This window comes from Steroidobacter sp., from assembly GCF_036402275.1.
Taxonomy (GTDB): Bacteria; Pseudomonadota; Gammaproteobacteria; order Steroidobacterales; family Steroidobacteraceae; genus Steroidobacter.
In genome coordinates, this window is the sequence record NZ_DASWTF010000014.1 from 251,272 (window position 1) to 276,500 (window position 25,229).

The 25,229-nt window shown below is 61.9% G+C and carries 22 protein-coding genes; 14 read left to right on the forward strand and 8 right to left on the reverse strand.

Annotation, left to right across the window (positions count from 1 at the left end; genetic code table 11):
- Position 1: 1 nt before the first annotated feature.
- From VGD45_RS08125 to VGD45_RS08135, 3 genes are all read right to left on the reverse strand, one after another.
- Entirely contained in the window at positions 2–1,237 is a 1,236-nt protein-coding gene (locus VGD45_RS08125) for an efflux RND transporter periplasmic adaptor subunit (RefSeq protein ID WP_331154779.1), read from the reverse strand.
- Positions 1,234–2,544 carry a TolC family protein gene (locus tag VGD45_RS08130; RefSeq protein ID WP_331154780.1) on the reverse strand — a complete coding sequence of 437 codons (1,311 nt, stop codon included), beginning with the start codon at positions 2,542–2,544 and terminating at the stop codon, positions 1,234–1,236. The genes VGD45_RS08125 and VGD45_RS08130 overlap by 4 nt, the downstream gene beginning before the upstream one ends.
- A gap of 119 nt (positions 2,545–2,663) precedes the next feature.
- A complete protein-coding gene (locus VGD45_RS08135; RefSeq protein WP_331154781.1) occupies positions 2,664–3,452 on the reverse strand; it encodes a TIGR00730 family Rossman fold protein in 789 nt (262 codons plus the stop codon).
- Between the two features lie 168 nt (positions 3,453–3,620).
- On the opposite strand from VGD45_RS08135, the gene VGD45_RS08140 reads away from it, so the two are divergent.
- Positions 3,621–3,968: a hypothetical protein gene (locus VGD45_RS08140; RefSeq protein ID WP_331154782.1), complete on the forward strand. Its 348-nt coding sequence runs from the start codon at positions 3,621–3,623 to the stop codon at positions 3,966–3,968.
- Between the two features lie 32 nt (positions 3,969–4,000).
- Here VGD45_RS08140 and VGD45_RS08145 read toward each other — a convergent pair whose 3' ends face one another.
- A complete protein-coding gene (locus tag VGD45_RS08145; RefSeq protein ID WP_331154783.1) occupies positions 4,001–4,714 on the reverse strand; it encodes a PepSY domain-containing protein in 714 nt (237 codons plus the stop codon).
- Positions 4,715–4,731: 17 nt separating this feature from the next.
- Entirely contained in the window at positions 4,732–5,445 is a 714-nt protein-coding gene (locus VGD45_RS08150; protein ID WP_331154784.1) for a hypothetical protein, read from the reverse strand.
- A 238-nt stretch (positions 5,446–5,683) separates the two neighbouring features.
- Between VGD45_RS08150 and VGD45_RS08155 the strand changes: the two genes are divergently transcribed.
- The 9 genes from VGD45_RS08155 to VGD45_RS34330 all read left to right on the forward strand — a co-directional run bounded on the left by VGD45_RS08155 (position 5,684) and on the right by VGD45_RS34330 (position 15,144).
- A complete protein-coding gene (locus VGD45_RS08155) occupies positions 5,684–6,286 on the forward strand; it encodes an OmpW/AlkL family protein (RefSeq protein ID WP_331154785.1) in 603 nt (200 codons plus the stop codon).
- A 123-nt stretch (positions 6,287–6,409) separates the two neighbouring features.
- A complete protein-coding gene (locus VGD45_RS08160) occupies positions 6,410–7,216 on the forward strand; it encodes an FTR1 family iron permease (RefSeq protein ID WP_331154786.1) in 807 nt (268 codons plus the stop codon).
- Complete coding sequence (gene hemN, locus VGD45_RS08165; protein ID WP_331154787.1) at positions 7,213–8,613, forward strand: oxygen-independent coproporphyrinogen III oxidase; 1,401 nt, start codon at positions 7,213–7,215, stop codon at positions 8,611–8,613. The genes VGD45_RS08160 and hemN overlap by 4 nt, the downstream gene beginning before the upstream one ends.
- A gap of 40 nt (positions 8,614–8,653) precedes the next feature.
- Positions 8,654–9,400 (forward strand): helix-turn-helix domain-containing protein, encoded by a 747-nt coding sequence (locus VGD45_RS08170; protein ID WP_331154788.1) that lies wholly within the window; start codon positions 8,654–8,656, stop codon positions 9,398–9,400.
- 90 nt (positions 9,401–9,490) lie between these two features.
- Positions 9,491–11,764 (forward strand): nitric-oxide reductase large subunit, encoded by a 2,274-nt coding sequence (locus VGD45_RS08175; protein WP_331154789.1) that lies wholly within the window; start codon positions 9,491–9,493, stop codon positions 11,762–11,764.
- 22 nt (positions 11,765–11,786) lie between these two features.
- On the forward strand, positions 11,787–13,022 hold the full coding sequence (locus tag VGD45_RS08180; RefSeq protein ID WP_331154790.1) for an NnrS family protein: 1,236 nt from the start codon (positions 11,787–11,789) through the stop codon (positions 13,020–13,022).
- Positions 13,019–13,936 carry a SirB2 family protein gene (locus VGD45_RS08185; protein ID WP_331154791.1) on the forward strand — a complete coding sequence of 306 codons (918 nt, stop codon included), beginning with the start codon at positions 13,019–13,021 and terminating at the stop codon, positions 13,934–13,936. Before VGD45_RS08180 ends, VGD45_RS08185 begins: the two co-directional genes overlap by 4 nt.
- Positions 13,933–14,496: an SCO family protein gene (locus tag VGD45_RS08190; protein ID WP_331154792.1), complete on the forward strand. Its 564-nt coding sequence runs from the start codon at positions 13,933–13,935 to the stop codon at positions 14,494–14,496. The genes VGD45_RS08185 and VGD45_RS08190 overlap by 4 nt, the downstream gene beginning before the upstream one ends.
- Positions 14,497–15,021: 525 nt before the next feature.
- Positions 15,022–15,144, forward strand: a complete 123-nt coding sequence (locus VGD45_RS34330) for an oxidoreductase C-terminal domain-containing protein (protein WP_414717562.1) — start codon at positions 15,022–15,024, stop codon at positions 15,142–15,144.
- 107 nt (positions 15,145–15,251) lie between these two features.
- Here the strand turns inward: VGD45_RS34330 and VGD45_RS08200 are convergent, their stop codons facing one another.
- Positions 15,252–16,736 (reverse strand): Fic family protein, encoded by a 1,485-nt coding sequence (locus VGD45_RS08200; protein WP_331154794.1) that lies wholly within the window; start codon positions 16,734–16,736, stop codon positions 15,252–15,254.
- Positions 16,737–17,103: 367 nt separating this feature from the next.
- Here VGD45_RS08200 and VGD45_RS08205 point away from each other — a divergent pair, with 367 nt between their 5' ends.
- The gene (locus VGD45_RS08205; RefSeq protein ID WP_331154795.1) at positions 17,104–17,280 is read left to right on the forward strand and encodes a hypothetical protein; all 177 of its coding nucleotides are present in this window, start codon (positions 17,104–17,106) and stop codon (positions 17,278–17,280) included.
- Positions 17,281–17,299: 19 nt separating this feature from the next.
- Here the strand turns inward: VGD45_RS08205 and VGD45_RS08210 are convergent, their stop codons facing one another.
- On the reverse strand, positions 17,300–18,313 hold the full coding sequence (locus VGD45_RS08210; protein ID WP_331154796.1) for a glycoside hydrolase family 43 protein: 1,014 nt from the start codon (positions 18,311–18,313) through the stop codon (positions 17,300–17,302).
- A gap of 153 nt (positions 18,314–18,466) precedes the next feature.
- On the opposite strand from VGD45_RS08210, the gene VGD45_RS08215 reads away from it, so the two are divergent.
- Together VGD45_RS08215 and VGD45_RS08220 are read left to right on the forward strand one after the other, a co-directional pair.
- Positions 18,467–21,172, forward strand: a complete 2,706-nt coding sequence (locus VGD45_RS08215) for a TonB-dependent receptor (protein WP_331154797.1) — start codon at positions 18,467–18,469, stop codon at positions 21,170–21,172.
- The gene (locus VGD45_RS08220; protein WP_331154798.1) at positions 21,172–22,563 is read left to right on the forward strand and encodes a sulfatase; all 1,392 of its coding nucleotides are present in this window, start codon (positions 21,172–21,174) and stop codon (positions 22,561–22,563) included. The genes VGD45_RS08215 and VGD45_RS08220 overlap by 1 nt, the downstream gene beginning before the upstream one ends.
- Before the next feature lie 48 nt (positions 22,564–22,611).
- Here the strand turns inward: VGD45_RS08220 and VGD45_RS08225 are convergent, their stop codons facing one another.
- Positions 22,612–24,048 carry a sulfatase family protein gene (locus tag VGD45_RS08225; RefSeq protein WP_331154799.1) on the reverse strand — a complete coding sequence of 479 codons (1,437 nt, stop codon included), beginning with the start codon at positions 24,046–24,048 and terminating at the stop codon, positions 22,612–22,614.
- A 102-nt stretch (positions 24,049–24,150) separates the two neighbouring features.
- Between VGD45_RS08225 and VGD45_RS08230 the strand changes: the two genes are divergently transcribed.
- Complete coding sequence (locus VGD45_RS08230) at positions 24,151–25,191, forward strand: glycoside hydrolase family 43 protein (protein ID WP_331154800.1); 1,041 nt, start codon at positions 24,151–24,153, stop codon at positions 25,189–25,191.
- Positions 25,192–25,229 lie beyond the last annotated feature (38 nt).

A 25,229-nucleotide genomic window follows, 5' to 3' on the forward strand; every position in this document is an offset into this window, starting at 1 on the left:
GTCAGTGTTCGTGCGCTGGCATGTTGTTGTTCGCTTGTGTATCGGCGCGCTCGACCTGCGCCTCACCACCGTGTCCTGCGTGTCCGGTGGCGCCGGAGGCGCGCAACCGGCTCTCCGAGTCGATCAGGAACACGCCAGCGGTCACCACATGATCGCCCGTCGACAATCCCTGCGTCACTTCGATCCGATCCGATAGCCGCGCGCCGATCTTCACGGTGCGCGGCTCGATTATGTTGTCGGCCGTATGAACGAAGACGTGCTGCGACGTGCCGGTGTCCACGACAGCATCCCTCGCGACCGTCAATGCTTCGCGTGCAGCGACTTTGAATTCGGCGCTGCCGTACATGCCGGGCCGGAGCGCGCCAGTCTTATTATTCAAGGAAAGCCGAACCCGGACCGTACGCGTTCGCTCCGTGAGCGTCGGGTAGATGAACTCGACCTTTGCCGAGAATGGCTCGGCCTGCGTCATCGGAAAGCTCACACTCGCGACGGAGCCCGGCCTCACCTGAGCAGCCTCACCCTCTGCCACCTCCGCAATCACCCACACATAGGACAGATCAGCCAAGGTGACGAGCACAGTCGAGGGATCCACCGACGTTCCAGCACTCACGCCGCGGTTCAACACGATGCCGCTTCTCGGCGCTGTGATGGTGACGAGCCGCTGCGCCTGCCTTGTTTGTTCGAGTCGCTCGATCTGCGCGCGACTCACGCCCAGCAATTCGAGCCGCGTGCGCGCCGCCTCCAACACCGCACTTGCCGGGCCGCTATCGGCGCGGCGCAAGGCGGCCAGATATTCCTGCTGAGATGAGTACAGCTCTTGCGAGAAGATCGCGGCCAGCGGTTGACCCGCACGCACGGCCTGGCCAGTCGTACTGACGTACAACTCCTCTACCCAACCTGCGATACGCGCGTGAACGTGGCTGATGCGTGATTCGTCTGCGACGACAGTAGCAACCGCACGGACAGGATCGTCGATCGGCTGCACCTGCACGGGTTCAAAGCGCACGCCCAAAGCTTCCATCTGCTGCTCCGGGACTTCAATCGGCGCCCGTGCAGCGGCGTCCTTGCGTGAGACGTCAGGGCGTGGTCCATGCGTCTGCGCCGTTTGGGATGCTCCTAGGGAATGATGCCGAGAGAACGGCCATGCATGCCTCTGATCCTGGATCACGAGAAACATGAGCAGACTCAGCGCGATCGTGCTGCTGAACATGGCCATAGGAGAGCCCAGCTTGATCATGGCACTCGCTCCTGCACTTCACCGATGGCACGGTGTAGACGCGCCCACGCTTCCCCAAGCGCCGCTTCCGTCATGACCTGTTCCGCTTGAACTTCCCACAGAGCACGAGCCGACTCGATGACTGAAATGAGCGTGCCCTGGCCGGACGAGTACGCCGCGAGCGCAGTCTCCGTGGCCGCCCGTGCCCGTGGCAGGACCTCATCCTCGATCACCACAAACTGCGCCCGGGCGGCCTCGACAGACTCGCGCGCGTTCACTGCTTCTCCTTCGACCATGCGGCGCATGGCGCTCAGATCGGAATCGGCCATGCGTTGCATCGCTCGCGCCTCCGCGACTCCTGCCCGCAGCCGTTCGCGCCAGATCGGAACGCTGACACCGATCATGACCATTGCACCAGGTCCTTCCGCCATCGTGGATGCGCGACCGACTCGCACAGTGGCCATCGGTTTGTACATCGATCTCATCACCTCGACTTCCGCTTTCGCGCGCGCTATTTCCGCCTCGCCCGCAACCAGCTCCGGTCGGCGCAACAAGGCACGCTCGACAGCGGCATGTGCAGTCAATGGAAGATCGCGACTCGGAACATGAACCAGCTCCGGAACCCGCTCGGCCGGTGCGCGGCCCATGCTCGAATTGAGCATTGCCTCCGCCGCACGTGTCTGCGCTACAAGCGCCTGCTGCGCTCCGCGCACGCGTGCCGCTTCGACTTCGGCCCGAAGCACGTCCGCTTGTGAACCAGTGCCACTCGCGTAACGAGCGCTGGAAGCGCTGATGAGTTGGTGAGCAAGCGCCTCTTGTTCTCCCAGCACACTGCGCATGCGACGCCGTTCAAGCAGCATGAAGAAGCTTCGCTGCACGTCCAGAGCGATATCGAGCTGCGTATTGTCGGCCTGCGCTTTGGCGCGATCGGCATCAGCGCGCGCTGCGTCTCGTCGGTATCCACGCACGCCGGACAACGGGAAGCGCTGCTCGACGCTGATACTCCAGTCATAGCGCTGCCCGCCGCCGCCCTCGCCCATCTCGCCTTCTTCATTGGGCATATCGAAGGGATAGTGGTCGATCGATGGGGAGATCATCGGATCCTCGAGTGCCCCGACGATGGCTGGGCGCTCTGCCATGGCTTCGGCACGCGCGTTTGCCGCAGCCATTTCCGCCCGGTTGCGAACGGCCATGTTGACCGCGTCCGCGAGCTGCAGCGAGTCTGAGTAGACAGATTCCGACGCAGCAACCAAGCCCGGAACAGCCAGGCAGGCGCAGAGCCACGCCGCGATGAATGCAGGCACATGGATGGCATGACGGGCGCACATGCCAAGGAGCGTACTCGTGCCCCGATCGACGCCCCATGCGTACTGCCTCGGAACGCTTAGACGCTAACCCGTAAGCAACCCCTCGTTAGAGCGACCGGCTGGCTGACGGCTGCACTCGGCTACTCTTCGGGGCACGGCGTCGAAGATCTCGCAAGGTCGGGCGACGGCGCATTCACATCGATCTGGACGTTGTCTTTCAGGATCTGCAAAGCCGTTTCCGGATCGTCGGCATAATGAAACAAATCGAGATCGGTCCTGGAGATCGTGCCGTGCTTCGCCAATGCCTCCAGATTGAGGATCTCACGCCAATAGGATGACCCGTACAGAACGATGCAGATCGAGCGGCCGAGTTTGCGGGTCTGCTTCAACGTGAGAATTTCGAACAGCTCGTCCATCGTCCCGAAGCCGCCCGGAAACACCACGATGGCGCGCGCCAGGTGTGCGAACCAGAGCTTGCGCATGAAGAAGTAATGAAATTGGAACGTCAGTTCCTTATCCACATAGGCATTCGGCCGCTGCTCGGCGGGCAGCCCGATGTTGAAACCGACGGATCGACCACCCGCCTCCGCCGCGCCTCTGTTCGCGGCTTCCATGATTCCGCCACTACCACCGGTGCAGACGACCAGACAGCATCGATGCCGTGAGATGCTCTGCGACCAGCGTGTGACCTTGCCTGCCAGCTCCCGCGCCTCCTCGTAATATCGCTGGAGCGGCCCTGCTTGGGTGATGCGTGCCGACCCGAAGAACACCACCGTGTCGTGTATGTCTGCATCTCTCAGTGCGCGCAGCGGCGCAAGATACTCGGACAGAATGCGTATCGGACGCCCGGCTTCGCTTTCCATGAATTCCCGGTTCAGGTACGCGAGCGCGGCTCGCTCGACAACGGCGTCGCTAGGATTGACTGGCATCACGATCGCTTACCTCATCGTGAGATGAGATTAGGAGATTCAGTCGCCCGCAAAACTAGGGGGCTCCCGCTAGTCCGCAGGTGATTTCCTGAGTGGGAGTGGGACCGACAGCGCTCTAAGCTGGTCACCGTCGAAAATATCCCGCCTTCCTAGCGTGAGGAAACAACCATGAACCATCGAATCGTCATAGCGCTGGCCACTGGAGCGCTGCTGCTCGGGGGAAGCCCCACATTTGCGCAGGGCCGTGACGAGGCCAAGCCACCGATGCACATGCACAAGTCCGACATGGACCATCGTAGCGATAAGCAAGTTGCCACGGAGTACAAGAGCGAGGCGACGCAACTTCGCGAAAAGGCGGAGTCGCATCGTAAGCTTGCGAAGCTCTACCACAATCGCACCCCTCCGAAGGGCGCCGCGAGCTATGAGAACGTTGCGAAGCATTGCGAGCGACTTGCGCAGTACTACGAGGACGCGGCAATGGAAGCGGAGAGCGTCGCGGCGGAGCTGAGCAAATGATCCATGCAGGTGGCCGGGGCTGCGAACGAATCTCAGCCTCCGGCCGCCCACCGGGTCAGAAATGCGAAATCTTCCCGGCGGAAGCTGCGCAGGAGCAGCAGCAAGCCTGACAATGACAGCCACAGCGCTGCGAAACCAACCGTGATGACCAGCGGGTTGTTGAAATTGTCCCGCCCGCGATAGTCCATGGTGTGTAACATCCAGAAGAAATCGAACACTCTCCACGTGCTGTTGCGCGCCTCGACCAAACGTCCATCGTCCGCCGCGAAGTAGAGCGTGGTCTGCCGTTCGTCGTCGAAGCGGGCTTCCCAAGTGGCCGCGGCGTCCCTCGTTTCGAGGGTTGTTGTTGGATGGAATTCGATGGAGCTCACCCGCCCGTCTCCGACGTATCGTCGCTGTGCCAACTCGCGGACGAGGTTCTCGTTCAGCACCAACGGCTCTCCGGTCGCCACGCTGCGCAGGCTGACCCCGATCGTCGTTTGGACGCGCCACACCCACTGATCGAGCAAGGTCGCCAGTCGAATCTCCAGAATCTCGCCTTCTCCAGAGGTCGAGAGCCAGTTCGCCGGCTCGACCAGTGCAGGTGCTCGAGGAAGCACTGTACGCTCCGGTTCCCGCACGCTATGTTCGGCCGAGACCTGGTGATGATCGAGCCATGCAAAGATCAATCCGCTGATACTCCAGAGCACGACCTGCAGGCCGACGATGAGCCCGAGCCACTTGTGTAACTTACGAAGAAATCCCATGAGAGCGTCGGTCCGCGCTAAGCCGTACGACGTGGCGCTGGCCTGCGCCGGAAGCTGAAATACAGGAGCCAGCAACCGCTCAGGACTGTCACCAGGCCCGCGATCGTGCTCGCACGCAACAGACCGTTGTTGATATCCGTGCGTGTGTCGAAGTCCATGATGTGAAACATCCACAGGAAGTCGAACCAGCGCCAGAACCGGTGGCGGCGGGTTACGAGCACGCCCGTATCTGGATGCACGTAAAGGCTGGTCTGTAACCAATCGTCGAAATCGACACGCCAGAGCGGCAGCGGGCGATTCTGGATCTCCAGCGGCGCGTCGCGTTCGATGAGCGTGAGCGCAGCGACTTTGCCCTCACCTGCGTAGTACTCCCGCGCCAGATTGCCGATCGACTCTTCCGCGAGCGGCGAGAGCTCCTGCCCCGTCATTGCATCGACCAGCGACTTTCCGCTGGCGGTGCTGACCTCATAGACAGGTGCGGAGAAACCGGGCAGCGCGCGTAGTGAAGCCTCGGTGACACCTTCGAACCGCCGAGCCACTTCGCCGAACGACAGCTTCGGCGCTTCTCGAGGAAGCGGCACGTGGAGGTTGCGCACCAACGGGTCGCCGTGGATGAAGTCCAGATCGACGACCACCATATAGAAGCCGCTGATCATCCAGAAAACGAGCTGGATTCCGACGATCAGAGCCAACCACTTGTGGAGCGTGCGCGAGAGCAATGCGGGACGCATGAGTTTCACTCGTCTGTTTGCGCGGAGACCACTCTATTTTGCAGCAGCTCCTGGCTTGTTGCAGGGATAAGTTTTCAACGACGACATCAGCCTCTTACCGAACGTCCGGGCCACCGGGCAGCACGGGCTAGTCCGGAGAATCTGCGTGAAGCTCCGGAGCGCGGTTCGCGTCCTTTGCTCTTATAAATGCAGCCGCTCGCCCGATCTGGTTTCGGGCTACAACACACAAGGTGTGAACATGAAATTGGCTGCTGCAATCCTGACCCTTCTCGGCACCGCGACTGTTTTGCCTGCCGCCCATGCGCAAGACGCGGGCGATTGGATCTGGCGGATGGGCGTTCATAACGTGCGACCCAAGTCCAACAACCACGACGTCGTGAATGTCGACACTGGCGCGGCGTTTACGTTCAACGGCACGTACCTGTTTGCGCCCCACTGGGGCGTCGAGCTGCTCGCCGCGCTGCCCTTCGAGCACGATATCGAGCTCAACGGAGGCGGCACGGTTGCAGAGACCAAACATCTGCCTCCGACCCTGAGCCTGCAGTATCACTTCAACCCGAACGGCGCCTGGCGTCCATACGTGGGTGCGGGGCTGAACTACACCTTGTTCTTCGATGAAAAAACCAAGGGCGCTCTGGCCGGCGCCGACCTCGATCTCGATCCTTCCTGGGGTCTGGCCGCGCAACTCGGACTCGATGTGCAGCTCGGCGGCGACTGGTTCGCGAACGTCGATGCGCGATGGCTCGACATCGATACCGATGCGAAGTTGAATGGCGCGAGCCTCGGCACTGTCGAGATCGATCCATACGCCTTCGGCCTGTCGATCGGCCGGCGCTTCTGAGCGCCGCCGAGACGTCCACCAGGTTGCGTGCGCAGATGGCCCGAACCGAGCCGCGCTTGATCCAAGTCAAGGCGGTCCGCTCCGGGCCTCTTATATGTTGCGACTCGAGGAGGTGGATGTCCCATGTTCAACGCATTCATGATCACGCTCCGTGAAGGTATCGAAGCGTTCCTGATCGTTGCCATCACACTTTCATACTTGCGAAAGACCGGCCGCCCGGCGCTCGCTCGGGCCGTTCATCTCGGCGTCGGCGTCGCTCTCATGACCAGCTATCTCGCCTCGCTCCTGTTCGCGCAGGCGGACAATCAGCCATTGTGGGAGGGCGTGCTTGCTTTGTTCACCGCCGTGCTGGTGGGAACTTTCACGGTTCAAGTATTGCGCACATCGAAGTTCATGCAGCAGCAGATCGAGGACCAGGTCGCGCAGGCGGCCCGACGCACGGTCGCCTGGGCGTTCATAGGCGTGTTTGCATTTACCGTGCTGATGATCGCCCGCGAGGGCATGGAGGCGGCGCTGCTGCTGTCCGCCACCTACGTGCAGACGTCGACTCGCCCTTTCTTCATCGGCGGGGTATTGGGACTGCTGGCGGCCTCGGTGCTCGCGATGCTGTGGGCGAAGTTCGGTCATCGCGTCCACCTGGCGCGTTTCCTTCAGGTGACCGCGATCTTCCTGCTGATGTTCGTGGTACAGCTGCTGGTCTACGGATTTCACGAGCTCACCGAATCGGGCGTGCTACCGATCGACAACGGCTATTGGCACATGATCACCGAGCCGTACGGGCCCGAGGGCCGATACGGACAATGGCTCGTCTACTCCATGATTCTGCTGCCGCTGAGCTGGCTCGCGTGGACGTGGTTGAATCCAACGCGGGGAGCGCTTGACCTGGATCAGGGCCACCGTGGACTCCGCAGGCGTAAGTTAGGTTCATGAGCCATGCCACCCTGACCTGTGACCCGGAACTGCTGCGCCGTTACGACCAGCCGGGGCCGCGCTACACCTCGTATCCAACCGCACCTCAGTTCGGTCCACACTTTCAAGAGGACATGCTGCGCGAGTACATCCATCGCAGCAACGAGGAGCTCATTCCGAGGCGCCTGTCGTTGTATGTGCATGTTCCTTACTGCTCCAGCCCGTGCTTCTATTGCGGCTGCAATCGCATCATCACGCGCGACCGCACGGCCGGACGCCGCTACGTCGAGCGCTTGATTCGTGAGATATCGCTGGCCGGGCCGCTGTTCGACCGCGACCGCGAGGTCATTCAGGTGCACTTCGGTGGCGGCACGCCAAACTTTTTGCGCCCCGAAGAACTGCGTGACGTGATGAGAAGCCTCGGGCAGCAGTTCCAGCTGAGCAACGCACCGGTTCGCGATTTCTCGATCGAAATCGATCCGCGCTTCCTCAACGCTGCTGACATCGCCGCATACGCGGACATGGGCCTCAATCGCGCCAGCCTCGGCGTTCAGGACTTCGATCCGGCGGTCCAGGCTGCGGTGAATCGCGTTCAGAGCGTCCAGCAGACGCTCGCCGCCATCAAAGCCTGTCGTCGCAACGGTTTTCGTTCCATCAATGTCGACCTGATCTATGGGCTGCCGCATCAGACCTCGGAGGGCTTTGGCCAGACTTTGGACACAGTGATTGGAATACGCCCGCATCGCCTGGCCGTGTATGGCTATGCGCACATGCCTCATTTATTCAAGCCACAGCGCCGGATCGATGCGAGCCATCTGCCGAATGCCGAACAGCGAATCGCGCTGCTCTGCCTGGCCATCGAGAAACTGACCGGCGCCGGTTATGTGTACATCGGCATGGATCATTTCGCGCTGCCCGAGGACGACTTGACCCGCGCCTACGATGCCGGAACTTTGCATCGTAATTTCATGGGCTATACGACGCACGCCGACTGCGATCTGCTCGGCCTGGGCGTCAGCGCCATCAGCCACATCGGCGACAGCTTCAGCCAGAATCCGCGCGTTCTACCGTCGTGGGAGGCTGCGGTCGATTCCGGCCACCTGCCGGTCTGGCGCGGCCGTCATCTGGATCAGGACGATCAACTGCGCGCCGAGGTCATCCAGCAGCTCATGTGCCGCGGATGGATCGACATTGCCGCCGTCGAGCGGCGCTACGACATCGATTTTCACCGCTACTTCGCAGACTCGCTGGCTCGCCTGCAGCCCCTGGTGGGCGACGGCCTGGCGGTGGTCGAACGATCGCGCATTCTGGCCACGTCGCGCGGGCGCCTGTTGTTGCGTATCATCGCCATGTGCTTCGATCGATATCTAACTGCGAAACCTGCGGCGCAAGCGGCCCAATACTCGAGGGCGGTCTAGCCTGCGCTTGCAGGTCGGCAGCCCGGCGGAGCCTGCCCGGATGAGCGGTACGGAGCAACCTCCCCGCGGGATCGCCGATGACGGCGATGCCTTCCACTTTTGCAGCACTTGCGCGTTCTCGGCTGCGTGTCTCGAGAGCGGTTACGACAAGAGCCAGTTGCGCGACCTGCACGTGCTCGTGGAGCACATCGGCCCCTTTCACGAAGGCGAGCACATTTTCCGGGAAGGCGATCCGTTCACCGCGATTGCGGCCGTGCGTTCGGGAACGGTGAAGACCTATGTCACGGACCACGAAGGCCGGGAGCATGTACAAGGATTTTTCCTCCCCGGCGAAGTCATCGGACTCAACGCGATCTCACAGGCGCGCTATCCGAGCAACGCCGTGGCGCTCGACTCGGCGATCCTGTGCCGATTCTCCTTTCCGAACATCGCCGCGCTCGCGATGCGCATGCCGGGTTTGCAGCAGCAGTTGTTCAAGCTGCTCAGTCTCGACATCGGTAAGGCGGCGCTCTTGTCCGGCAATTTCTCCGCCGACGAGCGCATGGCGGCGTTCCTCATCACCCTGTCGCGACGATACGCGGCTCGCGGCTTCTCACCCAATCGGTTCGTGTTGACCATGAGCCGCACCGACATCGCCAATTATCTGCGCCTCGCCCCAGAAACCGTCAGTCGTGTGTTTCGTCGCTTTCAGGATGAAGGCCTGATCCACGTCGAGCGACGTGAGATCGAGCTCACGGATCGCAAACAGCTGGAAACGCTGTCGAGCGACGTCCTGCGCACCGCCTGAACCGCAAACGGGAACTCGCCTGACCTAGATCAAGGCGTAGCTCTCCACCCGGCAACACAATCCGACCCACGTACCAGTGGGAGAGGATTCATGAACTCGAGTCGTAGGTTGTGGCTGGGACTAGGCGTCCTGCTGCTGTTGTCCTTTTCAGTGTTGTTGTGGGTAGGTGGTGAAATACATCGAGTGATGCCGCCGATTCCGTCGGCGGTCGTGACGGAGGACGGCACGACCGTCTACACGCGCGCCGATATCCAGAAGGGACGCCAGGTATGGCAATCCATTGGCGGCCAGCAACTCGGTTCCATCTGGGGGCACGGCAGCTACGTCGCACCAGACTGGACCGCGGACTGGCTGCATCGCGAGGCCGTCGCCTGGCTCGACATCGACGCCCGGCGAGAAACGTCGCACGCATACTCGAAGCTACCCGAAGACACGCAAGCGGCATTCGCCGCACGCTTGCAGCCGCGCATTCGCAAGAACACCTACGATGCGAGCAACGACACAGTCACGATCTCAACGGATCGTGCCCTCGCGATGGCGCAAGTCGCGGCTCACTACGAATCACTATTCAGTAACGATCCGGCCACGCTGGAACTGCGCAAAGCCTATGCAATGAAGGACAACACGGTGCTCACCTCCGAGCATCGCGCCGCATTGAATGCGTTCATCTGGTGGTCCGCCTGGTCGGCGGTCACCGAGCGTCCGGGCAAGGCTGTGACCTATACAAACAACTGGCCGCACGATGCCTTGGTCGGCAACGAACCGCCGGGGCAGTTGCTGATGTGGACGGTCTTCAGTGAGCTGTTCCTGATCGCAGGCATCGCCCTGCTCGGCTGGCATCACGCGCGACACAAGGAAGAAGCGCCCGCCGCCCTGCCAGCGACGGACCCGCTGGCGCTGATTCGCATCACGCCCTCGATGAAGGCGACGGCAAAATATTTCTGGCTGGTCGTGGCATTGTTCCTGACGCAGATCCTGCTCGGAGCTATTACCGCGCACTACCAGGTTGAAGGCCAGGAAGCGTACGGCTTCGCACTCGCCAACTATCTGCCCTACTCGCTCAGCCGCACCTGGCATACACAGCTTGCAGTGCTCTGGATCGCGACTGCATGGCTCGGTATGGGCCTGTACATCGCACCGGCTATCTCCGGTCACGAGCCGAAGCATCAGCGGTTCGGCGTCAATTTCCTGTTCACCTGCTTGATCGTCATCGTGGTCGGCGCGTTCGCCGGACAGTGGTTCGCGGTCATGCAGAAGCTCGGCCTGGACAAGAACTTCTGGTTCGGCCACCAGGGCTGGGAATACGTCGATCTCGGTCGCTTCTGGCAGCTGTTTCTGTTCGTCGGACTCGGCGTGTGGCTGTTCCTCGTCGGCCGCGCGCTGTGGCCGGCGCTGCGCAAAGGCGGTGAGTCGAAATCCATCACCATGCTGCTGTTTCTTTCCACCGTCTGCATCGGCCTGTTCTACGGCGCCGGCCTGATGTGGGGCGAGCACACCCATCTGTCGATGGTGGAGTACTGGCGTTGGTGGGTCGTGCACCTGTGGGTCGAGGGCTTCTTCGAAGTGTTCGCGACCGCGGTGATCGCGTTCCTCTTCACACGACTCGGTTTGCTGCGCACGAGCACAGCCACAGTGGCGGTGCTGTTCGCAACCATCGTGTTCCTGAGCGGCGGCGTGCTCGGCACCCTGCATCACCTCTACTTCACCGGCACTCCGACGGCTGTGATCGCGCTCGGCGCCAGTTTCTCGGCGCTGGAAGTCGTGCCGCTCGCGTTCATCGGCTTCGAGGCTTATCAAACGTTCAAGCTCGGCTCGGCGACCCCTTGGATGCAGCGCTATCGTTGGCCGATTCTGTTCTTCACCGCGGTGGCGTTCTGGAACGTGGTCGGCGCCGGACTGTTCGGCTTCCTGATCAATCCGCCGCTGCCGCTGTACTACATGCAGGGCCTGAACCTCACTCCCCTGCACGGCCACACCGCGCTGTTCGGCGTGTATGGCTTCCTCGGAGTCGGGTTGATGCTGTTCTGCCTGCGCGGCATCAAACCCAACGTCGTGTGGAACGAGCGCGTGCTGAAGACCAGCTTCTGGGCGTTCAACGTCGGCCTGGCCGGCATGGCGCTGCTCACGTTGCTGCCCATCGGCGTCATCCAGCTCGATGCGGCCATCGAGCATGGCTACTGGTATGCCCGCTCCGCCGAGTTGATGCAGAAGCCGATCATCCAACTGCTGGTCTGGATGCGCGTGCCCGGCGACACGATCTTCAGTGTCGGCGCCCTGTCGCTCGCCTACTTCGTGATCCGCCTGATCGCGCCCAAGCAGGCGACCCTCGAAGTGCCCAAGGGCGTGCAAGTCGCCGAACGTTGAGCCCCCCCACGGAAGTAGCGTCATGAACTCAGTCACTTTGCCCCCCAGCACGTTGCGCATCATCGCGGCTGCCCCCCACCGCCTGATGTTCTTCATAGGAGCAACCAACGTGTTGCTGGCAATGCTGTGGTGGACCTGGTGGCTGATCGATGCGCGCTGGCTTGGAGGAGCCAGCGCGCAATTGCCCGCGCCGCCGGGATGGATGCATGCCGTCATCATGCAATACCAGGTACTGCCGGCTTTCATGTTCGGATTCCTGTTGACTGTATTTCCGCGGTGGCTGTCGTTGCCACCGCTGCGACGTGCGCACTACGTGCCCGTCGGTGTCGGCATGTTCGGAGGACAGCTCGTTACCCTGGCGGCGGTCGTGGGTTTCGCAGACCCGTCGCTGCTGTTGAAGATCGGCGCGGTGCTGACAACGGGAGGCTGGTTCATCGGCACCGTTTGGCTGGTGCGACTCCTGTACCAGGAAGGCGGCCGCACCTGGCATGCCGTCAGCTGCGCTTTCGCGCTCGGCTTCGGCTTGCTCGGTCTGGTGCTCTACTCCCTCTATCTTTATCACCCCGATGCGCGCGTGATGTTCGTTACCATCAAGCTCGGCACGCTGGCCGTTCTGTTACCGATCTATTTCACGATCTGTCATCGCATGATTCCGTTCTTCGCGAGCGCGGCGTTGCGCGGTTACCAACCCATCCGACCGATGTGGACGCTCGCGCTGTTTTGGGCGCTTGCAATGGTGCACCTCTGGCTCGAGCTGCGACATGCCTACGCCTGGCTATGGATAGTGGATGTGCCTCTGGCGGCGATGACGGGTTGGTTGGCCTGGCTGTGGTGGCCGCGCCGGACGGCCATGCCCGCGTTGTTGCGAGTCCTGTTTCTTGGCTTCTTCTGGCTCCCCATCTCTTTTGCGCTGTATGCGATCCAGAGCCTGCAATTCGCGGCGAGCACCGAATTCATTCTGGGCCGCGCGCCTGCGCATGCGTTGTTCATCGGATTCTTCGGCAGCCTGCTGGTCGCCATGGTGACGCGCGTCACTCAGGGACATTCGGGTCGCCCGCTGGTGCTCGGTCGAGTCGCGGCATTCGCCTTCATCATGGTGCAGATCGTGGCAGTCACGCGCATCGTCGCGGAGCTCGTGCCCGACGCGCTCGCCATGCAAGCGGTGGCTGCCATCGGCTGGCTCGTTGCCTTCGCGCCGTGGGTGTTACGATCCGGCTGGATTTATCTCACCCCCCGGGCTGACGGTGCCGCTGGATGATCGAGTTCTATCCGCAGATCAAATCCGTTCATATCGCGGCCGTGATGCTCAGCGGCCTGTTGTTCCTGATACGCGGCGCGGCCGTGAATGCCGGCATGACCTGGGCGATGGCAGCGCCGCTTCGCTACTTGAGCTATCTGATCGATACGACACTGCTGACGGCGGCGCTGATGCTCGCCACCGTGCTGCATCAGTACCCATTCGTGCATGCCTGGCTGACGGTGAAGGTAGTGCTGCTGGCGATATACATCGTGCTCGGCACCTTTGCATTGAAGCGCGGTTCGACCCGAAAAATACGCGTTTTGTGCTGGCTCGCGGCCTTACTGGTGTATGGATTCATCATCACCGTGGCCCGCGCTCACCACCCCGCGGGCCTGTTTGCGGCCATCCCTGATCTACTGCGGACATCAACGCTCGATCCTGGTCAGGAAAATCGCCACCGGCCAGTGGTACACGTGAGCTGGTTTGCGGCGACCGCTTACTGTGAAGCGCAAGGCGCTCGGCTTCCACGTTGGCACGAATGGGAATACGTCGCTGCCGCGAGCGACCGGCAACGCGACGCCAGAAACGATCCTGCCTGGCGACAGCAGATATTGAACTGGTATTCGCGCTCTGGGCGTGGGCCATTGCCCGACGTCGGCGGCACCGCCGCCAACGCGTACGGCATTCAAGATCTGCACGGCGTGATCTGGGAATGGGTGGAAGATGCTGGGGGCATGCTCGTGTCTTCGGACAACCGCGAACAGAGCAGCGCCGATGTCATGCGCTTTTGTGGCGAAGGTGCGCTGACCCTGGAGCAAAAAGAAAACTACGCGACCCTCATGCGCATCGCGATGCTGTCGAGCATGAAGGCCCGCTATACCAGCGCAACGATGGGATTCCGCTGCGCGTCCGAAGTGAGGACAGGATCATGAAACGTTTGTTATTCGCACTGCTGCTGCTCGCCACGGTCGTGCGCGCCGATTCGGCGGGATCCATCTATCAGCTCGAGGCCGCATTGGCCGACCAGAGCGGAGTACTGCGCCGAATGGACGTCTACCGGGGCCATCCGGTGCTCGTCACCATGTTCTATGGCAGCTGCCCCATGGCTTGTCCACTGCTGATCGACACGCTGCGAGCGACCGAGCGCGCTGCGCCGCCCGGCGAGCGGGCCCAACTGCGCTTTCTGCTCATCTCCATCGATCCGGAACGCGACACGGTCGCGAACCTGAATGCGCTGGGCGAGAGTCGAAAACTCGACCTCAGCCGTTGGACGCTCGCGCGCACGGATGCGGCAAGCGTGCGAAAGATCGCCGCGGTGCTCGGCATTCAATATCGCAAGCTACCCGAGGGCGGCTATAACCATTCGAGTATCGTGACATTGCTCGACGCCAACGGCGAGATCACGTATCGAAGCTCGGCCCTCGGTCAAGCCGATCCCGAATTGCTCACGGCGCTCAGGCGCACTACCCAGCCGACACGCGTGGCGCGATAGCTCAGCGCGCGCGAGCGCACCTGTGGTTGATCGCACAACATGCGGGAGAGCAGTTCCTGGCGCATGACCAGCGGCGCCGGCAGTCTCGGCAGCTCCATCGACGCGGACTTGGCCAATGGCAGGTGGTTGTGCCCCCTCTATGGACGATGGGTCCGGCCCCCGCCGCTGCGACCACGCGCACCGACATTCACACATCGCCCTGCCCACCGGCAGGGCGCGATCACGAGACCCCATGTCCACGAACATCTTGATGGTCGTCACCTCGAACGACCGCCTCGGCGATCATGGCGCGACTGGCACCTGGCTCGAGGAACTGCCGGTGCGTACTACACGTTCGTCGATGCGGTACACACGGTCAGCATTGCGTCGACACAAGGAGGCCATGCACGGCAGCCTGCAGGAGCCCTGGCTCACGAGTACTGGCCGAAGATTCCAGCAAGACGCACGCGCCACCGCCGCGTTGAAACGCACGCTGCCGATCGAAGGCGTTGCGGCGGCTATCTCCGTGCCGGCGAACTGCTCGCGATGGAGAGTATCAACAATTCGAAAGATGCGATCGTCGCACGCAGGCTCATTGCCGCGCGAACCTGGTTCGATCCGCATCAGCTTGCAGATCCGACCCGGGCGCTTCCGGAGTGCGTCCGGTGAAATTGGCGCTTAGCTGTATCGCCGAGAGTTCGGCGATACTCGGTCCTCAGGCTAATCACCCTCAGCTTCGATCGCGGCGATGATCAGATCCTGCCACGCATTACATGTCAGTCGATCCGGCGCCTGAGGCTAGATTGCCCTCCCTCACCTTCAATCTCCAACCGAAACCTCCTCGGGTCTTCCTTCATCGCATTCGATCGCGCCAGCGCCTGAAATGCCCTCTGCCTCGAGCTGACATCGAGCCACCGGCTGAAGCCCGCTGCAAAGGCGAGCATACGGGGCAACGGCACGGCATGACCATTCGACATCGCCTTCAGTGCGCTGAGGTAGTCGTCACGATAGATCGTGGGAATGATGATTCTCGTCAGGCCCACATTCGACAAGAAATGATTCATGGCGATACGCGCGGTACGACCGTTGCCGTCATCGAACGGATGCACTTCGGTGACGACGAACATTGCCAGCGCGGCCCGGTTGGCAGGCGTTGCGGCCGCCATCGTGACTTCGTAGCCTTTCATCAGCGTGCCGACGACCTTGTCCGGGTGGACGAAGACGGTCTGCCCGGCCCGGTTCGCCGCTGTTTTGAAATCGCCTGGGTGCTTCTCCCGGCGGGATTCGATGACGAGTCGATTCCAATCTTTGAGCTGAGCGATGAACGCCTCCGCGCTCTGCGGGAGGCTCGGGTCGCGCTTCGAGCCCAGGATGGCGCGGTAGGTTCCCAAGATGTCGTGGGAGTCATCCTCGCGATACTGCAGTGGCCGATCGTTGACCACGATGTCGTGCGCCACTTCGATCTCGAATTCGGTTCCTTCGATGAAGTTCGAAAAATAGGTTTCGATGAATGCCTGCAGCTGCGGATCCTCATTCGCAGCCGCAGGCGGCACTACCATCGGGTTGCTCTGAAGTTCGGCGGCGAGCGTTTCGAACAACGCCACTCGATCGTCGTCGTATGGGCGACGTGCAGCGCGTGCGATCGCCTGAGGCGTGATCAATGTCGCTGCCCGCGTGCCGAGCAGCGCGCCGATCATCGCATCCAGCCTTTTGAATTCCTCGTTGAGACCCAATGGTTCCGCAATCGATCGGGCTTGATCGCGAAGCTTGTTAACCTCATTGCTCACATCACGACTGATGAATCGCTCGAGCCACTCTTCTACGAAGGAGGCACCCAGCGTGCGCCGTTCCGCTGGATCGCCACGGCTGAGCGAAAGATTCTCCAGTAGAGCCCGAGCCTGACTCGAAATGAATGCGTCGGCGCTCTGCAGTGGCAGCCTGATGTCTGTGTCAGTGGGACCAGAGCCCTGCGCGTAACGCAGCTTCACACCAGGCAGTTGCACCTCGCGCCGGTAGGGGCCGGTGAGGAAGTACTGCCCGCCGCCTGTCGGCCGGTGCTCGAACGCGGAACGATGCGACACGATGCAGCCCGGCATGATGAGCGCGCAGATCTCATTGAGGTGCCTGCGGATGACCGACTCGATGGGCGCATCCAAGTTGTCGGTATAGACGCCGGGTGCCAGCCGCTGCAACTGCCCTTGCCGAGCCAGCCGCTGCAGGCGTCTGGCCTCGGCTCGGTCATTGCCGGCGATTTTCAGCACGTCGCTTTTCTCCGCATAAGAAGGCAACAGGAGGCTGGGGCGTCGCTATTTTAGGCGCAAGACGGTGTCTGTGTCGCTATTTTAGGCACAACATGGGGATTCATGTCGCCATTTTAGGCATAAGACAGGCCCTGCTGTCGCCAAACTCAGCACAACGAGTATCGGTGGGACCTTCGGGAGCCCTCAACCCCCGCAAGGCCCGTACCGTAGCGTCACGCACATTACCTGCGGCAGTTGGACGCTTAGTTCTCGCTCGTGGGCTTACTTCGTCTCGCTCGGTAAGAGGCGATGCAGATGTCTCCGTAAGCCCACTAAATACTCGGCATCGTTCATCGGAATCCGGCCACCATGCGCGGACGACTACGTCGTGCGACAACTGCTTGCCCTCGCCGGCGGCTGTAGAGTGCTCAAACAATCCGCATCCAAAGCCGGAGATGGCCCGATGGAGGATCTGTACGCGCGCTTGGAAACACTCATCAACGAGCGCATTGCAAGTTTTCCGGTGCCGCCACTCGACCTGGCAGGGGATGGCGATGGCGATTAGCGAGCGCGGCCCTCATGTTTTATTTCCGCGGCGGACACCGCCAGGCATCCATGGGCGTGGTATCCGGCTGAACCAGCGGTTCGCCGTTCGCGGTCCATTTCAGCTCATCGATATGCATCGCCCGGCAGCGATCCCGCTTCCCGTCCGGCAGCAAGTTCCATGCGTGATACGCCATCACCATGCGCCCCCTGACCTGCAGGATCGACTGATGTCCGGGTCCAAACCAACCGAGCGGCTGCGTGGGCGTTTTTAGAATCGGCTGCGTGCTTGCGTCCTTGCACGGTCCAAGCGGCCCTTCGCACCGTGCATATCCAACGGCGTAAGCGGCCTTGTCGTACGCATTGGCTGAATAAAACAGATAGTACGCGCCCTCCCGCTCCATCATGGTGGGCGCCTCGATCACGTGTCCTTCCCAGGGCTGATCGTTACTCACGCCGAGCTTCTTCGTCGGGCCAATGGCTGTGAGCCCTGTCGAATCCAGCTCGCGACCGAAAATCGAAGTCTCCCGTCCGCAGCAGTTGCCGTCATTCTTGTAGTAGAGATAGAGCCGATCGCCATCGCGAAACGGACTCACATCGATCACGCCTTCGGCGAATTCGTCGCAGATCATCGGCGAATCGCTCGGCACGAACTCGCGATCAGGGTGTCTGCTGAGCGCCGTGCCGATACACAACCGCCCCACTCCGTCGGGTCTCGTGACCGATTTGGAACGAGCACTGAAGTACAACACGTAACGGGAGTCGACGCGCAAGACCTCCGGAGCCCACACGTCTGGTTTGTTTTGATTCACCCATGCAGGCAAGCGAGCGAGCGCATCGGTCGGCGTCGACCAATGATTGAGATCAGTGGACGACGATACCTGGACGCGGAGCCCGTCGGAGTTGGTGGCATACGCATAAATGCGCCCCCCGGCTTCGAGCAGAAAGGGATCAGGAAAATTCCGGCGCAGCACGGGATTGCGGGCCGCATCCGCCGCCATCGCCTGACAGGCGCTCAGCAGCCAGAAAGACAACAAAGCACACCGATTCAGCATTGCCCCGCCTGCGTTGCGCCCAAGCCACAGATAAGGAAATCTTATTGATATGATAAATCTCTTTAAAGCATTCTCTTTTATCATACTAATCATTATATTCCGGTGCGCGGTCGCAAAGCAGCGTCCGATCGGTCACGACTCAGGGGGTCTAAAGTGAGACGGAAAACTACTCTCTTCTACACGGCGTCGGCGTTGGGTCTGCTCGGCGCGCATGGGGCGTTGGCGCAGTCGACCGCGACTGCCGAGACGACACAGCTCGAAGAAATCGTCGTAACCGGCATTCGCGGCAGTCTCGAAAAGGCCGCCGAAATCAAGCGCGAGTCGGTGCAGGTCGTCGATTCGATCGTCGCCGAGGACATCGGCAAGTTCCCCGATCCGACCACTGCCGCCGCGCTTCAGCGCGTGCCTGGCGTGCAGGTCTCGATCGGCAACAACAACGAAATCGTCGGCGTGCTGATTCGCGGTCTGAGCGACATTCAAACGACGCTCGACGGTCGTGAGTTCTTCACGACGACCGGACGCAGCTTCACCTTCCAGGATCTTCCCGCGGACGCCCTCGCCCGCGTCGACGTGATCAAGTCCACCACCGCCGATCTGATCGAAGGCGGCATCGCCGGCGTCACGGATCTGCGGCTGCAGAAGCCGTTCAACTTCAACGATCCGACGGTGGTGGTCGGCGCGCGCGCGAACTACGCGACCAATGTCGAAGAAGTGAATCCGCAATTGAGCGTGCTCATGACCGATCGCTGGGACACGGGCATCGGCGAGCTCGGCGCGCTGCTCAACGTGTCGTGGAGCGATACGGATTTCAGCCGTCCGGTCGTTTACGCGCCAATCCGCCGTTCCATGGGGTTCCGCTACAACCAGCCCGATTTGATGATTCAGAACGTCGCGGGCGGCGTGAATCACTACGGCTCGTATCAGCGTCCGCAGGCCAACGCAGCCTTTCAGCTGCAAGCGACCGACGAGCTGCAGCTCTACGCGGACGCCGTGTTTGCCGGCTACCGCTCCGAGCATCAGTCGGCCTTCATCGAAAGTCAGTTCTTCAGCGCCAACACCGGCGTGCAGGACGTGGGAGAGCCCAGCGGCGACTGCTTCCTCGCCCGCGTCAATGCGGATGGCTTCAACCCCAATGCGGTCCAACTCGCGAACAACGCCTTCACCGTACGGAACGTGTGCAATGTCACCTCCGCGACGTTCACCAACGCCACCGCGTTCACGAGCTCGCAGTCACGCGATGAAAGCACGGATAACTATCTCGGCGCGCTGGGCGCCCGCTGGGAAGGCGAGCGCCTCAATCTGAAGGGCGAAGTGTCGTTCCAGGACTCGACGTTCGAGCAGGAAGTCTTCATCGTCGATATCGGCAAGCGCATTCCCACGATCACGGTGAACTCGGACTTCAATGACGGCGGTCTCTACAACATGCCCGGCAATCCGCTCGGCTCGGCCGACGGCATGTACTTCCGCAACGGCCTGAACCAGAACTTCAACAAGTCCACGGGCGACATGTTCGCCACGCAGTTCGACGCCGATTACCGGCTCGATTCGTTCATCACCAAGCTAGAAGCCGGTCTGCGCTACGCGGACCGCGGCGCGGAGTTCGAACAGGCCCAAGTCAATCGTACGGCGCCTGGCGGCGACCTCAACACACTGGTCAGCGCCGCAGGCGTGCCGGACAACTTCTACTCGTATACGCCCGGCATCCCTCGCATCAACGGCGGCGCCCCCGCATTGGTGCCGAACCCGGATTATCTGCGCAGCGACGCGGGACGCGCCCTGCTCCGGCAGTTCTTCGGCTTCGGCGACGGGAGCGATCCGGTGTACGCGCCGGAGCGTCACTTCGATGCGACCGAGAAAACCTACGCTGGCTATGTGCAGGCCACCTATGAAACTCAGCTCGGCAGCTCGATCCTCGACGGCGTGATCGGCGTGCGTCCGACGCGCACCGAGCGCTCGATCAGCGGCGCAGGCCTCGTCAGCAACGTGATCGTCCCCGTGAGCGCTGACACGACCGATACTGACGTATTGCCGAACTTCAGTGCGCGCCTGGTCATCACCGATGGTTTGCAGGCACGCCTGAACTATTCCAAGACCATTCGCCGCCCGGGCTTCTCGGCGCTCAATCCCGGCATCAACTACATCGTCGCGACCAATCCAAGCGTCATCAACTCGGGCAGCGCGGGCAATCCGGATCTGAAGCCGCAGACCTCCGACAGCTACGACGCCACCCTCGAGTACTACTTCGACTCCGGCTTCGTGGCCGCGGGTGTGTACTACCGCGATATCAAAGACCGAGTGATCAACGGCGTCACCGCGGAAGTGATCGATGGCATCACCTACAATATCACTCGGCCCCGTAACGTCGCGACTGCGGAGTTGCAAGGTGTCGAGATCGGTGGACAGATGTTCTTCGACTTTCTGCCTGGCGCCTGGGCCGGCTTCGGCGTGTTCGGCAACTACACGTGGGCCGACTCGGAAGTGAAAGCCGACCAGACTCTCGAGGGCTTCCCGCTGCAGGGCGTGTCCGAGCACAACTTCAACGCGGGTCTGCTGTACGAGCGCTCTGGCTGGTCGGCACGCGCGGTGTACACGTACCGCTCGAAGTACTTCGACGAAGATCTCACCGGCGGCAACGCGCTGCGCCCCATCGATAACACGGCGTTTCTCAGCTACGTGCGCGCGGCGGGTCGTCTCGACTTCAGCGTCGGCTACGACATCACCGAAGCCGTGCGCGTCGACCTGGGCGGCACCAACGTGCTCGGATCGAGGTACCGTAGCTACATGGGCGAGTCGTACTTCAACCGCGACTATCGGTATGACGATTCGATCTACACGCTCGGCATGCGGGTGCGCTTCTAATGAAGCGCATCTTCGCTCTCGTCGCGCTTTTCGTTTGCAGCGTCGCCTCGGCCGCCGACCGCCCGAATATCGTGCTGTTCATCGCCGACGATCTGAGCTGGCACGATCTCGGCGCGTATGGAAATCAGGACGTGCGCACGCCGAACGTCGACAAGCTGGCCCGCGAAGGCGTGACCTTCCAACGCGCCTTCGCGGCGTCGCCGACCTGCGTACCGTCACGCTCTTCGCTGTTCACCGGCACCTATCCGATGCGCAATGGCGCACATGCGAACCACAGCCTCGTCTCAGCCGACGTTCGCACGCTGCCGCAGTACCTGACCGCGCTCGGTTATCGCACCGTGATCGCGGGCAAGACGCACTTCGGCCCCCGCGAGATCTTCCCCTTCGAGTACCTGCCGAACTCGAACGTGAGCCCGCCAGGAAAACCGGAGGTGCTGTACACCGATCTGGGCACCCCGGCCATCGAAGCGCTGCTGAAGTCGCACGATCAGAAGCAACCGCTGGCTTTGGTGGTCGCCGCTCATTCGCCGCACGTGTTCTGGCCTGATAACAACGGCTACACGCCCGAGAACTTCACTCTCAAGCCGTACATGCTCGACACGCCGGAGACGCGCAAGGCGCTCGCGAAGTACTACACCGATGTCACGCAGATGGATCGCGAGGTCGGCATCGTGCGCGCGGCCCTCGATCGCTATGGCTATGCCAAGAACACACTGTTCATGTTCACGGCCGATCAGGGCGCTCAATTTCCTTTCGGCAAATGGTCACTGTACGAAGCCGGCATGCGCGTTCCGTTCATCGCGGTATGGCCTGGCCACACACCTCGCGGCGCCTCGAACGGTGCGATCGTGTCACTCGTGGACGTGCTGCCCACGATGGTCGAAGTCGCAGGCGGCGAAGCGCCACAGAACATCGACGGCCGAAGCTTCACGGCGGTGATCGAAGGCAAAGCCACCAAGCATCTCGATGCTGCTTTCGCCGCTCACACGGGCGACGGCAAGATGAACCGTGCTCCGATGCGTGCGATTCGCACCGAGCGCTTCAAGTACATCGTGAATCTGCGCCCTGACCTACGCTATGGAACTCACATCAGCGAAGGCGACGGCGTCGATGGCCGCGATTACTGGGCCTCCTGGTTGAAGCTCGCCGAAACCGATCCCGCGGCGGCGCGCATGGTTCGTCGCTATCAAGTCAAACCGGTGGATGAGCTCTACGATCTCACCAACGATCCTTTCGAGCTCGTCAATCTGGCCGGCGATCCCGCCTACGCAGGCACGCAGGCGGAGCTACGCGGACGACTGGATGCCTGGCGCGTGCAACAGGGTGAGCGACTGGATTTCGCTCCCATGCCGGAAGACGCCAGGCGCGGCAAGCTTCCGTATCGCGAATAAACGTCTCAGGACGGCGCGATGTGGCCCCTGCCACGTCGCGCCGGCCTCTTACTGCGGCAAGCTCCGGCGCCAGCTCACGACCTTCTCGGTGAGCGAGCTGGCAACCTCTGGATTCTCTTTGGCGACGTTGCTCGACTCCGACGGATCGCTCGCGAGGTTATAAAGCTCGGCATTCGTTCCATCCCCGCGCGCCAGCAATTTCCAATCGGCAGCACGAATGGCAAACGGCGGACTCACGTCGCTGTCACGAAACGGACGCGGCGATTTGCCCGGAACGCCGAAGCCGCCGTAGGCATAGAAAATATCGGGCCGCGACTTCAGGGGCTGACCGGTCCAGGCAGACGCGAGACTCACTCCGTCGAGATCGGCCGGCAGCTTCGCGCCAGCGAGTTGTGCAAGCGTCGGGAACAGATCGACGCCGTTCGCGACGGTCGTATCGTCCCGCTTGCCGGGCGCGATGCCCTGCGGCCAATGGACGATCAGCGGCAATCTCACACCGCCTTCGTAAAGACTGCCTTTGCGGCCACGGAAGTTGCTGGCATCGCCCGGCGGCGTGGCGCCATCCTTGTAGTACTGTGGCGAGCCACTCGGGCCGTTGTCGCCCGTCAGCACGATGAGCGTGTCGTTCAACTCGCCGTTCGCGCGCAACGTGTCGATGAGCCGGCCGATCTGCGCATCCATCGCCACGAGCACGCCGAACAAGCGCTCCTCGTCTGCGTCGTCGCCCTTGCCCTGCACGGCCTGCAACTGCGCTTCGTCGGGGTGCCACGGGTCGTGCACATCGTCGAGCCAGAGCTGTACGAACCAGGGGCGATCCTCGCTGCGCTCGATGAAATCGAGCGCCTTAGAGACATACCGCTCGGTCAGCGTCGACTTCGGCAGCCACTCGATCGGGCCGCGTCCGAGCGCCGCGCTCTGCGAGGCGAGCTTCGCGGTGTCTTCTTTCATCAGCGCGCGCGGGCCGAGGCCTTCGAACTGCGTGTAGCTTTCATCGAAGCCGTATTCGGTGATCAGCGGCGCTTCGCCCACGTCGCGCCCGCCACCGAGATGCCATTTGCCGATGTGAGCCGTGGCGTAGCCCGCATCATGCAGGGATCGCGGCAGTGTCGGCACCTGCGGATCGAGCCAGTTTGCCTGCCCCATCTGTTCATTGTGCTTGCGGCTGCTGATGAAGCTCAGGATGCGCAGCTCCGAGGGGAATCTGCCGGCCATCGTGCCAGCGCGCGAGGCCGAGCAGATCGGCGATGGAGCCGTGTACTGCGTCATGAGCAGGCCCTGCTCGGCCAGTCGATCGATGTTCGGCGTCTGCACCTTGCGGTTTCCGGTGACCGAAAAGTCCGCATAGCCGAGATCGTCGACCAGAATGAACAGGATGTTCTTGGGTTTCTGCGCGCCGGCGTGCTGACCGGGAGTTGCGCAGCTTGCGAGTATCAGGCCGCAGCACACGAGCAGGCTGCGAATCGCGGTCATTTTCCGTCGGGCCATTCTCGATCGTCCCCCCTTGGCATCGATGCGAGGTTATCCTTGCACATCTTTGTCGTAATTATAAGATAAATCGGGTTTATCAAGTTTCAGCGAGTTCCAGCGATGACACGTAATTGGTACAGAATGGGATGGGCCGTCGGCGTCGCCGCGGTTATGGCGGGCTGCTCAGGTTCCACGACTCCGACGGCAGCGGCCCCTCCCGCCTCCACCTACACCAATCCGCTATTGCCCTCTGGGCCTGACCCGTGGATCACGCAGGTCGACGGCGTCTATTACTACACGCATACGCTGGGCAACCGGATCTCCCTCTGGCGCACGGACAACATCGCGAAGCTTGCCGAGGCCAAGGAGGTGGTGGTCTGGACCGCGCCCCCGACCGGACCGAATGCCCACTCCATCTGGGCTCCCGAGCTCCATCGCATCGACGGCAAATGGTTTCTGTACTACTCGGCGACCGCGAGCGGCTTCGAGGACGACGCGCATCGCGGCGTGTTCGTCCTGGAGAACGATTCGGCCGATCCCATGAACGACAACTGGATCGATCGCGGCCGCATCAACACCGCTCGCGCGGGCATCGACGGCACGGTCTTCAGTCACGGGGGCAAGCGCTACTTCGTGTACTCACCCTACACCGAAACGGACACTTCGCTCGCGATCGCGCAAATGGAGAATCCATGGACGCTCACCGGCCCGGAGAATGTGATCGCTCGTCCCGATCAGCCGTGGGAACAACAGGGCGGCCGCCAGATCGTCGAAGGCCCGGAATTCCTGCAGGGTCCCAAGGGAGATTTGTTCCTGACCTATTCGGGTAGCGCTTGCTGGTCGGACGGCTACTCGCTGGGCCTGCTGCATGCGGCGCCCGGCTCCGATCCACTCGATCCTTCCGCGTGGACCAAGTCGCCGCAACCGGTGCTGAAAAGCGGCAACGGTGTCTATGCGACGGGACACAACGGCTTCTTCGTGTCGCCCGACGGCAAGGAAAACTGGATCATCTATCACGCCAATTCCGGCCCCGACATGAAATGCACGTCGAAGCGCGCTCCACACATCCAGCGCTTCGATTGGAATGCGGAGGGCTGGCCGCAGTTCGGCGAGCCCGTGCCCGAAGGGACTCCACTGCCCGCGCCCTCGGGCAATCGCTGATCCGCGATTGATCGCGACCGTCGAGGGTTGCTCGCAGC